General features: G+C 43.8%; 12 protein-coding genes. 6 read left to right on the top strand and 6 right to left on the bottom strand.

Annotated elements, in window-relative coordinates:
* Window positions 1-43 precede the first annotated feature (43 nt).
* The 3 genes from ABWT76_RS30270 (at window position 44) to ABWT76_RS30260 (ending at window position 3,281) form a co-directional block, all read left to right on the top strand.
* Window positions 44-1,894 carry an aspartate kinase gene (locus ABWT76_RS30270; RefSeq protein WP_054467062.1) on the top strand — a complete coding sequence of 617 codons (1,851 nt, stop codon included), beginning with the start codon at window positions 44-46 and terminating at the stop codon, window positions 1,892-1,894.
* A 102-nt stretch (window positions 1,895-1,996) separates the two neighbouring features.
* Window positions 1,997-2,683, top strand: coding sequence for a lysozyme inhibitor LprI family protein (locus ABWT76_RS30265; RefSeq protein ID WP_054467063.1), 687 nt, complete (start codon window positions 1,997-1,999; stop codon window positions 2,681-2,683).
* 214 nt (window positions 2,684-2,897) lie between these two features.
* Window positions 2,898-3,281: a DUF4346 domain-containing protein gene (locus ABWT76_RS30260; protein ID WP_054467064.1), complete on the top strand. Its 384-nt coding sequence runs from the start codon at window positions 2,898-2,900 to the stop codon at window positions 3,279-3,281.
* Window positions 3,282-3,584: 303 nt separating this feature from the next.
* Here the strand turns inward: ABWT76_RS30260 and psb32 are convergent, their stop codons facing one another.
* Window positions 3,585-4,289, bottom strand: coding sequence for a photosystem II repair protein Psb32 (gene psb32 / locus ABWT76_RS30255; RefSeq protein ID WP_054467065.1), 705 nt, complete (start codon window positions 4,287-4,289; stop codon window positions 3,585-3,587).
* A 399-nt stretch (window positions 4,290-4,688) separates the two neighbouring features.
* Here psb32 and ABWT76_RS30250 point away from each other — a divergent pair, with 399 nt between their 5' ends.
* The 3 genes from ABWT76_RS30250 (at window position 4,689) to surE (ending at window position 7,082) form a co-directional block, all read left to right on the top strand.
* On the top strand, window positions 4,689-5,510 hold the full coding sequence (locus ABWT76_RS30250) for an SDR family oxidoreductase (protein ID WP_054467066.1): 822 nt from the start codon (window positions 4,689-4,691) through the stop codon (window positions 5,508-5,510).
* A gap of 28 nt (window positions 5,511-5,538) precedes the next feature.
* Window positions 5,539-6,264 (top strand): peptidoglycan-binding protein, encoded by a 726-nt coding sequence (locus ABWT76_RS30245; protein ID WP_082348906.1) that lies wholly within the window; start codon window positions 5,539-5,541, stop codon window positions 6,262-6,264.
* A gap of 137 nt (window positions 6,265-6,401) precedes the next feature.
* Window positions 6,402-7,082: a 5'/3'-nucleotidase SurE gene (surE, locus tag ABWT76_RS30240; RefSeq protein WP_054467068.1), complete on the top strand. Its 681-nt coding sequence runs from the start codon at window positions 6,402-6,404 to the stop codon at window positions 7,080-7,082.
* A 304-nt stretch (window positions 7,083-7,386) separates the two neighbouring features.
* Here the strand turns inward: surE and ABWT76_RS30235 are convergent, their stop codons facing one another.
* The 5 genes from ABWT76_RS30235 to bioD all read right to left on the bottom strand — a co-directional run bounded on the left by ABWT76_RS30235 (window position 7,387) and on the right by bioD (window position 13,258).
* Complete coding sequence (locus ABWT76_RS30235; RefSeq protein ID WP_242049874.1) at window positions 7,387-8,349, bottom strand: diguanylate cyclase; 963 nt, start codon at window positions 8,347-8,349, stop codon at window positions 7,387-7,389.
* Between the two features lie 463 nt (window positions 8,350-8,812).
* Entirely contained in the window at window positions 8,813-9,247 is a 435-nt protein-coding gene (locus ABWT76_RS30230; protein ID WP_054467070.1) for a hypothetical protein, read from the bottom strand.
* A 388-nt stretch (window positions 9,248-9,635) separates the two neighbouring features.
* Entirely contained in the window at window positions 9,636-10,541 is a 906-nt protein-coding gene (locus ABWT76_RS30225) for a transposase (protein WP_354636451.1), read from the bottom strand.
* 660 nt (window positions 10,542-11,201) lie between these two features.
* Window positions 11,202-12,416, bottom strand: coding sequence for a M20 family metallopeptidase (locus ABWT76_RS30220; protein WP_054469468.1), 1,215 nt, complete (start codon window positions 12,414-12,416; stop codon window positions 11,202-11,204).
* A gap of 125 nt (window positions 12,417-12,541) precedes the next feature.
* Complete coding sequence (gene bioD, locus ABWT76_RS30215; RefSeq protein ID WP_054469467.1) at window positions 12,542-13,258, bottom strand: dethiobiotin synthase; 717 nt, start codon at window positions 13,256-13,258, stop codon at window positions 12,542-12,544.
* Window positions 13,259-13,403: the final 145 nt, after the last annotated feature.

The raw sequence follows: 13,403 nt of genomic DNA, 5'->3' as shown, positions 1-13,403 counted from the left end.
ATTAATCATGCTAAGATAAGCAACTTTTCTGGAGTGGCAAAATATGGCCTTAATTGTCCAAAAATATGGTGGTACATCCGTTGGATCAGTGGAACGCATCCAAGCGGTGGCTCAAAGAGTCGTGAATACAGTGCAAGCGGGTAACTCCGTGGTCGTGGTCGTTTCCGCAATGGGGAAGACCACGGACGGATTGGTGAAATTGGCCAACGAAATTTCCCCTAATCCCAGTCGGCGGGAAATGGATATGCTGCTGTCTACGGGGGAACAAGTTTCGATCGCCCTGATGAGTATGGCGTTACAGCAAATCGGTCAACCGGCGATTTCTCTGACTGGGGCACAAGTTGGGATTATTACCGAAGCGGAACATACCCGGGCGCGAATTTTACATATCCCCAAAGAACGCCTAGAATCCCATTTAAAAGACGGCAAAGTGGTGGTCGTGGCTGGGTTCCAAGGGATTTCCAGTCTCGAAGATTTGGAAATTACCACCCTGGGACGCGGCGGATCCGATACTTCAGCGGTGGCTTTGGCAGCGGCATTGCAGGCGGATTGTTGTGAAATTTATACCGATGTGCCGGGGATTTTGACCGCTGACCCGCGTATTGTACCCGATGCTTGCCTGATGTCGGAAATTACCAGTGATGAAATGCTGGAATTAGCCAGTTTAGGGGCGAAGGTGCTGCATCCGAGGGCGGTGGAAATTGCCCGAAATTATGGGATTACTTTGGTGGTGCGGTCTAGCTGGACTGACGACCCAGGGACTAGAGTGATTTCTCCGTCACCTATTCCCCGTCCGTTAGACGGGTTGGAACTGGTGCGTCCGGTGGATGCGGTGGAGTTTGATACGGATCAGGCAAAGGTGGCGCTGTTGCGGGTGCCCGATCGCCCTGGGGTAGCGGCACAGATGTTTGGGGAAATTGGTCGCCAGGACTTGAATGTGGATTTGATTATTCAGTCAATTCACGAAGGGAATAGCAATGATATTGCCTTTACGGTGAATAAGCATTCCCTGAACCAAGCGGAAGCAGTGGCAGCAGCGATCGCGCCTACCCTTCGCCAGCGTTCTAATTCTGGTTCTAATTCTGGAAAGGACAACCCCGTAACCAACGAAGCGGAAGTTATGGTGGAAAGGGATATCGCCAAGATTAGCATTGCTGGGGCCGGGATGATCGGGCGACCGGGGGTAGCGGCGCAAATGTTCTCCGCCTTAGCCGCAGAAAAGATTAATATTCTGATGATTTCTACCTCCGAGGTGAAAGTCAGTTGTGTGATTGACCAAAAAGATTGCGATCGCGCCATTCATACCCTCTGCGAAACCTTCGCCGTGAATAGTTCTCCCGTAGACGAAAGCATTAACATTGAACTATCCGAGTTGAAAAAATCCGCCCCACCTGTGCGCGGTGTAGCCTTGGATCTCAAGCAAGCCCGGATCGCCATTCGCTTTGTCCCCGATCGCCCTGGGATGGCCGCAAAAGTTTTTACCCTCTTAGCGGAAAAAGGTGTCAGCGTAGACACGATTATTCAGTCTCAGCGTTGTCGCATCATTGACGGTATCCCCACCCGTGACATGGCCTTTACCGTTGCCCAAGGAGATGCAGATGATGCCCGTGATGTCTTAGCGCCCTTAGTCCAGGGGTGGCAATTTGGTGAGATTACTGTGGATAAAGCGATCGCTAAAGTTAGTATCGTGGGAGCAGGGATGGTCAACCAACCCGGAGTCGCCGCGAAAATGTTTGATGCTTTAGCCAAACAGCAAATTAACATCCAAATGATCACCACTTCAGAGATTAAAATTAGCTGTGTAGTGGATGAAGATCAAGCCGTAACTGCCTTGCAAGCCGTTCACGCCGCCTTTGAACTTTCCGGGGCGAAAAAAATTGAAGTTCCGGCTTAATTTTATTTGTTATTTGTTATTTGTTATTAATTAGCACAAATAACAAATAACAAGTAATAAATAATAGATAATCAATAATCAATAATAAATAATTAAAAACCTATGAATTTACCCAAATATTTATTCAACCTTTTCACCAGTAGCCTGATTGTCATCGTTTTTCATAGCAGCGCGATCGCCTTTGAGGGGGATAATTTTCAGGATAATTTTCAGGATAATTTTAGAGATAATTTACTGGCACAAAACCCCAACTGTGACAATCCCCAAAGCCAAGCCGAAATGAATATTTGTGCCGCTAGATATTATCAAGCAGCGGATAGAAAACTAAATCAAGTCTATCAACAATTATCATCCCAAATGCGATCGCAACTTACCCTGGCACAGTTAGCTTGGATTGACTTTCGCGATACCAACTGTGACTTTGCCAGAAGTCTTTTTGAAGGAGGAACCATCGCACCAAGCATTTATAATGGCTGTTTAGGCGGCATGACTGAACAGCGGACAATTGAACTAGAAGCCTATCAATCTCGTCAAATTCCTCAACCCACCAGCCGAAATTATCAACAAGTTGACCAAAAACTTAATCAAGTTTATCAAAATTTTATCGCCCAACTAAATGGGTTCAATAAAAACAAATTACAAACCGCTGAATTAGCTTGGATTAAATTTCGCGATACCAACTGTGCGTTTGAAGGGACTCAAACATCAGGAGGCGAAAATCTTTGTAAAATCCGCATGACCGAACAACGCACCGAAGAACTCGCTCAATTAATGGATTTATTGTTTTAGTTGTTGGGTAGGGATTAGGCATATTGTTGGGTAGGGATTAGGCATATTGTTGGTTATTTGTTATTTGTTACTGTTTGTTTTTTTGGGAGAGAATAACGAATAACTAATAACTAATAACTACTTATCTTATACACTATAAATAAAGACTATTTGCGACCATCCAAAAAAAGGAAAGTTGCGGCGGTTAGAAAAAAATATCCCATTGTTACTAAACATGACTCAAATACTCGACAATCTAAAAGCCATTGATGACAAACTCTCCCAACGTCATATCGATCTCGATCCCAATGGCTATTTTATTATTTACCTAGACCGAGAAGCGGGGCTGATTTGTGCTAAACACTTTACAAATGCGATCGACGATCGCGGTTTAGCGGTCGATCCCGAAACCGGCGAAGTGATTCCCGCAAGGGGTAAAGTACAACGGACTCACACCACCATATTTACCGGAAAAACGGCTAAACAACTTTGTGTGAAAATTTTTGAAGAAACTAGCCCAGTTCCCGTCACCATGCTCGATCATGCCGCTTATTTAGGCCGCGAATTTGTTCGGGCGGAAATGGCTTTAGTCACTGGGGCCGACTATGTGCAAGATTAATTAGTTATTCGTTGTTGGTTGTTAGTTATTGGTTGTTGGTTGTTGGTTGTTGGTTCTTAGTTGTTGGTTATTATAGCAGTCCTATTTCAATCGTAATATTTTTGTAGGGGGCAATTCCTTAAGGCGGTGGTTGCCCCGGAGCGTTTAGGGGTAAGCTCACGCTTGCCAAACCTGTTACCCCTACAATTACACAACTGATATAGGACTGCTATAGTTGTTGGTTGTTAGTTGTTGGCTATGGCTCTAACAAACAACAAACAACAAACAACAAATAACTAACAACTAACAACCAACAACTAATGACTAATTAATGTACCAGTAATACGTCACCATTGGAATCACCGTGGCTAAGATTAAGAGCACCACAACCACAATGGTGGAATTAAACGTATCGGTTTCTTCCGCCGTTTTATAGGTGCGTTCCACATCAATGGAATTGTCAAATACGGGCGGCCCTGGATCCGGTTCCCCAAATAATACCGTGGCAACGCGATCGCTGGCATCCAACAGGGCTTGATTATATTTGTCTCCTTGGATCAAAGGCACCTGAATCGTGTCATTAACCACACTGGCAACAATCTCATCAGTCAGCACCGATTTTACCGCCTCTCCGGTGCGAATTCCCGCGTTATTAGTCACGTTATCGATCGCAATTAAAACTTGATTCGCCTGCGCTTCCGGGGTAGGAAACCACTTCTCAAATAGCTGATTGGTAAAATCTTCAATACTCAGGCCATAATCCAAGCGGTGAATCGTCACCAACCAGGGTTGATAGCCGGTTTTTTCCGCCACCGCATCAAATTTTTTGGTAATTTGACCTTCATTCAAGCGGCTAAGAATTTCCCCATCATCCAGCACTCTGGTGCGATCGGGGGGCGTCGGCGGCATTTGATACATTCCCGTCGCACTCGCAGGTAATGCCACCAACCCACTGGCTAACAGGATCATCCCCACCACCGCCATTAGTCGCTGAGTATATTTTCTTAAAGAAAAGATTGCTAGTCTCATGTGCTTATGTAAGAAAACTGATTGTTCAATATCTTACATTTAATGGTAGATTAGAATTAAATTTTATTAAGTATTGGTTATGAGTTATTTGTTATTGTTTGTTGTTTGTGTTTAAGAAATGACGGTTGGCATTTCGTTAAGTGATGCTACAGATATTTGATTTCAGGAGATGAGGAGACCGCCGTCGGCAGAGGAGACCGCCGTCGGCAGAGGAGATCAGGAGCAGAGGAGATCAGGAGCAGAGGAGATATATCTCCTCTGCTCCCCCACACCCGACACCTTCCGACCCCCGTTCCCCAGCGAACAACCAACAACTATCAACCAAATAATCCCTACCCAAAGAATCCCTACCCAACAACTAGCAATTAGCAATTAGCAAGTAGCAATTAGCAATTAATTATGAATATTCTAATTATTGGCTGTGGTTATGTCGGCACTGCGGTGGCAAAGTTGTGGAAAGAAGGGGGTCATACCCTCACTGTCACCACCACGACCCCAGAAAGAGTTCCTGAATTACAAGCAGTGGCTCACCGGGTAGAAATTCTTCGAGGGGATGACCTCGAACGAATGCGGGATGTGCTAAAAGATCAAGAAGTGGTACTGCTGAGTGTCGGGGCGAAAAATCGCACCGGCTATGAGCAAACTTACTTAAAGACTGCGGAAACCTTAGTCACGGCCTTAAAAGAAGTCCCCACAGTGCAGCAACTTATATATACAGGCAGTTATGCTGTATATGGCGATCGACAGGGTGCGTTGGTAGATGAAGAGTCGCCAGTCTGTCCTGCCAATGAAAATGGTGAGATTCTGTATAAAACAGAGCAAGTTTTATTGGCGGCAGCGAGTGAGCAATTGACTGTTTCTATTCTTCGCATTGCGGGAATTTATGGGCCGGGTCGAACTCTGTTAAGAATCTTTCAAAATATTGCCGGAAAAACTCGTCCGGGAACCGGCCAAGAGATCGCTAACTGGATACATTTAGATGATATTGTAGGGTCATTGGATTTTATTCTTTGCCAGCAATTGGGGGGCATCTACAATCTCGGAAATGATTCACCTATGACTACGGGCGAACTCCTTGATGGTTTGTTTGAATGTCATGGGCTGCCTAAAGTAATTTGGGATCCATCGACACCCCAGGTACGTCCCTACAATGCACGGCTATCCAATGAAAAGCTGAAAGCGGCAGGATACAATTTGATTCATCCGAAAATCGAATTTTAAGCCGTAAACACATTCTAATTGTTAAGAAATGAGCATAAATTTTTTCATTTATGACTTCGGAGAATGTGAGCCGCGATCGCTATTTAAGGCAATGAATTTGTGTTTATCAGTACACAGGAATAAAAAGGAATTACTCGTGATGGAAAATCTCGCTTATATTCATATTGCTGAAGCATACGAGCAACAGGATATTCCGAGTTATCCCAATTGGCGCGGGAAATGGCCAAAGTTTAGCCGTCGGTCTATTTCCTCTGTGATGTCTGTGGTTTTCAGCGCCTCAGTTTTTGGTACGGCGGTGCCAGCCCTGGCGCTAATCAAGTTGGGAGATAGCGGCGATCAAGTCGTTCAAGTCCAACGGCGTCTGCAAGAACTGGGTTATTTTAAGTCCAAAGCCACCGGCTACTATGGTTATTTAACGGAAGATGCGGTGAAGCATTTTCAACAAAATAATGGATTAACACCGGATGGAGTGATTGGGACAAAAACCCAGGAAGCTTTGGAGCAAACCTATCCAGAGACTCCACAACCGACGACTCAGCCGGTGGTCAGACTGGGAGATGATTCCCCGACCGTCTTACGGGTACAACGCCAGCTTAGTTCTTTGAAGTTATATGATTGGCGGCAAATGAACGGGAAATTTGATGACGCTACACAACAGGCGGTGATTAATTTCCAGAAAGCGAATGGCTTGACTCCTGATGGAGTTGTGGGCTTGAAAACTCACACGATGCTACAGCAAAAAACCGGCTTGTAATTGCTTGAGTGGCCTCGGTAGCGACTGTAGGGTGGGCAAGATTTGCCCACCCTACCATTGCTAGAATCGCTATTAACTTTCCAACAAACAACTTTCCAACAAACAACTTTCCAACAAATCACAGTCTTAATCTACCGATGAATTTTATTCTGACTAATGACGACGGCATCGATGCCCCAGGGATTCGCGGATTGGTTAAAGCACTGGAGAACTATGATTGTGCGATCGCGGCTCCGAAAAAACAATATTCGGGGTGTGGACACCAAGTCACGACCCATCGCGCCATTCATGTAGAATGCCGTTCCGAGCAGGAATATGCCATTGGGGGAACCCCTGCCGACTGTGTACGCATTGGCTTAAGTCATTTATTTCCCGCCGCCACCTGGGTCATTTCCGGGATTAATGAGGGTGGGAATATGGGAATTGATGTCTATCTTTCTGGAACCGTCGCCGCCGTAAGGGAGGCGGTATTTTTAGGCCGTGCAGGAATTGCCATTTCTCAATATCGCAAAGGAAAACGCCCGATTGATTGGTCTGCCACCACTCGTCGCGCTGCTTATGTCTTGGCCGATTTACTGAATCGACCCCTAGAACCGGGCAGTTTCTGGAATGTGAATCTTCCATACATCGAACCCGGAGAACCCGACCCGAAAATGGTGTTTTGCCAACCTTCCACCCAGCCCTTACCGATCCAATATCGGGTAGAAAGGGATGAGTTTTATTATGTGGGTGAATATGGGCACCGCGATCGCGCCCCCAATACGGATGTGGATGTGTGCTTTTCCGGTCACATTGCCGTTACCAAAATTTCCCTTTAAGGTTATTCGTTATTCGTTATTGGTTATTCGTTATTTGCATAATCAGTCAAACAACGAATAATCAATAACAAATAACTAAAATTATTTAAATGCTGACATTCCTTTAAATAGCATGACTAACCCACCAATGACAATGGCCAGGGCTAGTCCACCGGCGATCGCATCTAACAACGCTGTATTTTCCATTGAATACCTGAGTAAATTGTTTTCTGAGATGTTTTAATTTTTGGACTCAACCGATAAAAAAATTACCAGTGATTCATTCTACTCTAAAATTAGGTTTGATCTTTTGATCCATAAATTATCAGGATAAATTATCCTGATAAACAAGCACTTGGTTACGTCCCCGTCGTTTGGCTTCATAAAGAGCCAGATCCGCTCGTTTTAACATTTCGTCAATGTCGGGATCGGTTGAGGCATAAGTTGCCAAGCCAATGCTAACGGTAATACGCAAAATATTATTGTCAATTTCTAGGTTTAAATTAGCAATAGTTTGGCGAATTCTTTCAGCGACTTTGAAAGCATCTTCACTGTTAGTTTCTGGGAGAAAACCGACAAACTCTTCTCCCCCAAATCGGCCAAATAAATCAACGTTTCTGAGTAAACTTTGGGTGGTTTGGGCGATCGCCTTTAAAGTTTCATCCCCAACCGTATGACCATAAGTATCATTAATCATCTTAAAATAATCTACATCCAAAATAAACACAGAAAAAGAATTGCCATAACGACAAACTCGGTTAAATTCCTGCTCGGCTAAAATAAAGAGATGACGCCGATTAAGTACCCCAGTTAGACCATCAGTGGTGGCTAATTTATTTAACTCAATTAGGTTTTTTCTCAATTCATCTCTGGTATATTTCAACTCTAAATGAATCTTAACCCTTGCCAGTAATTCACCGGACTTAAATGGCTTAGTAATATAGTCAACCGCGCCTTGCTTGAAGGCTTCCATAATCATTTTATTTTCGTGACTGGCGGTGACGAAAATAATCGGTATTTCCTCGTATTGACTAATTCCTTTAATTTTTTTACAAACTTCGATTCCATCCATCTCTGGCATCATTATATCCATCAATATCAAGTCTGGTTTAGACTTTTTCATGCGTTCAAAGGCTTGTTCGCCACTGGTGGCAAACGTTGTAGAATACCCCACGCGATCTAGGATGGCGCCGACGACTTTCAGATTACTCCTCACGTCATCGACGATTAACACCAGAAATTCTTTAGGATTAAACGATTTTACTTGAAACCAGAGAGGATCCATCATTTTTATAATCTGAATTTAACCAATAATTCGACCAGAAATTATCCTCTGATAAATGCTCTGAAAGTCATCTGAGCAAACATCTATATTAACTTTAACATTTTATGAATATTTCTCTGAGGGAATTTGCCCAAGGATGTCAGCATTCCCGGAACCGCAATCAACGGCTCATCTTCATCACCACATCCAATAAGCAAGTATTTGCACTGACGGCAATTGTTTGTAATTAACTTATTCATATTTCATAACTTGTAACAAATAAATAATATGAGATTTTGTATGAAATACTTTTATTAGAGAATTTTCGGCCTTAATTTAGGCGATCGCTTCCGGGAGGAAAGCCAGTCATTTAACCAAATTTATATTTTTTGTAAAAAGCAAAATCAGCCGCCAGGAAATAATCCTATCGGCCTATTGCAATTGTTATGAAGCTTAAATATTGACGAAAAATTATTGTCAAATTATGTTATGCTTCTAATCGTCCACTCCCCCGATGTTCTTGAGAAGTGCTTTGGACGCTATCGGGATCTTTCTCAGAATTAGTGATATCACGACGCCCGCTGCCCCTGGCTTCGTCTTTGATTGACATCCGACGATTATTCTGATCGGAATCCATCGTGTCAATGCGTCCGCTCCCTCTAGGCATACGATTTACAAATTTGTCCACAACAAGTTTAGACTGATTCAATGACAGTAATACTTGAGATTTCATCTCTAAGCAACCGTCCCTTTGATCTGCACCTCTTTTGCAAAAATTTCCATCATTTTCCGAGAGAATATTCAATGGAATATCAGAGCCAACTTGGTCAAAAGACCCAGAGTCAAAAGTACGAAATGCCGCGTTACCAACGCCAGTCAATAATAAACCAGACAATAGAATAAAACCGTAGATGCTGCGCATAGTTAATATTTCCTTTTAAACTATATTTCAGAATTCGGAAACTCAGCGCAGTTTCAGGATAAAATTATTTTTTTCGGTCAGTTTATCAACTGTCCACAGGTTTGATTGGTGGTTTTTGATTGTCTGTTTGCTATTTATTATTGCTTATTGCTTACTTGTTAATTGTTGTTTCTTTGTGTAGGGGAGAACGGGCGTTCGCCCCTACGGAATGGTGAATAGATTTCACCCATGAATAAACCCATAAATAAACCCATAAATAAACCCATAAATAAAGGGAGGGACAATTCATCAATTGTCCCTCCCTGGATCGGAAATATTATTGGTTATTTGTTGTTTTAACTTTACCGCTCGTAAAAATCTGGACAAAGTTACCCAAAGGTAGACAATGTTAGACAGCTACGTTTGTAATTTTAGTCCAAAGGTCTAAAACTACAGGAATAAACGGCAATCCCTCTATTCCCTCAAAAGCATCGGGAATTACTTTTCTAGCTATATTCATGCTTCCATTGATATCAGCGTTGATGATTCTACCAGTGGAAGTCAAGTATAAACCACGTTTAACACGCTTACCATTAAACACAACTTTTGCTTCTGTTTTAACCTGGATATTCGGCAAATAATCGCCATTTAAAGCGCTCGCTTTAGAAGTGTAGCTTTCTTCAGTTAAAACTACAGAAATCCCTGCTAATTGTGAGGTCAATAATTTAATCAGTTTGGCATGAGGAATATTGGTAAATTCTTGATTATTCTTTTTCCCAATATTGAGAGCTTGTTTCCATCGTTGATTTTTCCCGATGATTAATTGACCAATCTCATTTAACTGACACCAATCAATAACACGCCGACTCACAGTATGAAGGTAGTTGTCAATCCTTCTATCTCGCTTGCTGTTTAGCTGTTTTACCAGCCGACAAGCCTTGATTGATTGTGCTTTTGCTACTCTTTTATTGAAGAATTGGTTAATAATTTTCAATGGTCTACCATTAATCAACAGCGGTCTAATACCGGGATGATTGGATGTTATAGCCACCAAATTGTTTAAACCCAGGTCTACACCAGCTAGATATTTACCATCAAATTTATCTGGCTCGCTAACCGTGTAAACAATCTCAATTACATAGTGGTCAAGTTTAGGAACAATTCGTACTTGGTTTATATTATTAGCCTCAGTGGTCAACTCAATATTAGTCTGAGATAGCTTGACAATGCCTCGAGATAGCAGTGGAGAGGAGATCGCATCCTTGGGATAAATCACCACATTTCTACCACGTTCTTTATGCTTGTATCCTGGGATTTTCGGCTTACCTAAATATTTTTCAGGATGCCCAGACCAATCTTTTAACGCTCTGCACCAAGCTTTCTAAGTTTCAGCAACTCGACGGACAATCTGTTTACTAACCTTCGTTGGTAGGTATCGATAAGCTATCTTTGTTATTCGTCTGGTGGTAAATATCAATCGAGTTGTAATACTTTCTAGTTTCAAAGAAGTATTGACGCTGGACATAATTAGCCGAGTTATAAAGATTTTTGGATTGCCATGCTAAATAGTCGCATTCCTGCCAAAATTTATGCTGTCGGTTAATTATATGCTTCTCAACTAACTGCATTTGACTCGACAAGAGTAAATGTTTCACTTTGACAATGATATATGAGTATAATTAAACTTGTCAATCCGGCTGGCCAAAAATCTCTAATCAGCCAAAACGTAGATAAGGGCGAGGGCGAGCGCCCCGAACAGCTATCCAGTAATTATTGTGCCACAAGGGCTTCTAGTATGTTTACGAAAATTAGTCCCCCTGCCAAAATGTCCGACTACTTAAGTGATGTCTCCAAATCTGACGGCAAGACAAAAGCTACCCATTTTTGAGTAGCAATGGGTAACTCTGTCCAACAATTACGTTACAGTTTCAAACCCCGAATAACGAATAACCAACAATCAATTACCAATAATTAATTATGGCTGACAGAATTTTTCGACGCACCGCACAAAGATTTCTACACCTTTGCTTAAAACGCTTTCATCAAAGTTAAAGCGGGGATGGTGATGGGGATAGGCCAGATTTTTGGCGGGGTTGGCTGATCCGAGGAAGAAGTAACAACCGGGGACAGCTTGGAGAAAGAAACTCATGTCTTCGCCGCCCATTGTTTGACATTCAGGAACGATGCCCGCAGGGGTTTCTACGACTTTGATCGCACAGGAACGCACCAGGTCAGCGATCGCCGGATCGTTGACCACCGAGGGATAAAGTTGCCAGTAGTCGAGGTGATAACTAGCCCCGTGACTTTGGCAAACTCCAGCCACAATTTGCTCAAAGCGCTGACGGATGATGGGTTCTAGTTTCGGATTAAAATAGCGCACGGTTCCCGCGAGTTCTGCTCGTTCGGCAATGACATTATGAGCATTTCCGGCGTGAAATTTGCCCACGGTGACAACCGCCGCATCCAGGGGGTCTACATTCCGGGCGACGATGGTTTGTAATGCTTGCACCACTTGGGAAGCCACTAATATAGAGTCGGTGGTTTGATGGGGCATAGCGCCATGTCCCCCTTTGCCTTGAATGGTGCAGCGAAATTGTTCGACGGCGGCCATTAATGGGCCACTGCGGACGCCAACAGTGCCGGCGGGTAGATTATTCCACAGGTGCAGACCGATGATGGCGTCTACGGTGGGATTTTCCAGCACCCCCTCAGCAATCATCGGTTTGGCACCCCCTGGGCCTTCTTCTGCGGGCTGAAAAATGATTTTTACGGTGCCGCAAAAGTCTTGGCGATGTGCCGCGAGGTATTTGGCGGTGCCCAGGGCGATCGCGGTATGGCCATCGTGTCCGCAAGCGTGCATGATTCCATGATGGTGCGATCGATATTCCACGTCATTTTCTTCTTGAATAGGTAAGGCGTCCATATCAGCCCGAATTGCCAGGACAGGCCCTGGTTGCTTTCCTGGAATGGTGGCCACAATTCCAGTTTTGGCAATGTCGGTTTTATGGTTAATGCCCCATTCTTGCAATTTCCGGGCGACAAATTCACTGGTGAGATATTCTTTAAAGCCTAATTCGGGATATTTATGAAAGTTACGTCGCCACTCCACTAAATCCGTGTGTAAGGCTTGAATTGTTGGGCGCACAGAGGAAATATCTTGTGCGGCTGAAATCGGAAACGTTGTCACCATAATAATCGGCTCTATCGGCTCTTAAGATTGGGCAATTTTTATTGGGATCGATTGTTAATCGTCTCTGACTGAATTGAACAGTTTCAATCGATTATTTCAAAAATGTTGTGACTAAAGCAAATATTCTAAAGCAAATATTCTAAGTCTAAGTTGGCGGCAACAGCGACGAGTTGCTCCATATCTTCACGGGCATTTAGGCCACGGGCATTTAGGGCATTTAAATGGGGAATCACTCCACAAACCGGGACCTTGGTTAAAGATTCGATCAGGTCTTGGGGCGCCCATTGGGCAATTTCTCGGTCTGAACAAGGCTCAACGCAGTTGAGGATGATGCCTTTTAGGTTGACGGCGGCTTGACGGGCAAGGGCAACATTGGCGATCGCCTGTCCAATGGCACCTAATTTCACCGGGACGACTAAGACGGTGGGCAAGCGCCAATCCCGCGCTAAATCAGCGACGGCGAGTTCGCGGGTAATGGGCGAACCCAGTCCCCCCAGGGCTTCCACTAAGACGAAGGATTTTCGTTCTCGGAGGGCGGAGAATGCTTGCCACGCGGCACTCAAGTTGATTGAGGCGTTTTCTTGTTCCGCCGCCAGGGGGGGCGCCAGGGGAGCGGAGAAATAAATCGGGTTGAGTTCTTCAAAGGATTGATCTAATTTATCTAGGTCAAAAAGTCGGGCAATCAGTTCGCGATCGCCGATACCAGATTGGATCGGCTTGATAATGCCCAAAGAACTTTGGGGATAAACTTTCTGCCAATAAGCTGCTAAGGCAGTGGTCAATACGGTTTTGCCTGCGTCGGTATCCGTTCCCGTAATTAATAGCGATCGGTGATTTTTCATGGTTAAGAATAAGTATGGTAGGCGATTGCTAATCTCTAACTTGAATTTGCATAGAAACTCAGCCAAGTTAACTAAAACCTTTATGCTGTCTGTTTTATAGTGTCAACGTGCTTATTAGTTACTTCCATCGTTACTAATAGGTCAC

Origin of the sequence: Planktothricoides raciborskii GIHE-MW2, assembly GCF_040564635.1 — a bacterium.
Taxonomy (GTDB): Bacteria; Cyanobacteriota; Cyanobacteriia; order Cyanobacteriales; family Laspinemataceae; genus Planktothricoides; species Planktothricoides raciborskii.
This window is presented reverse-complemented; position numbering and strand designations above follow the sequence as displayed.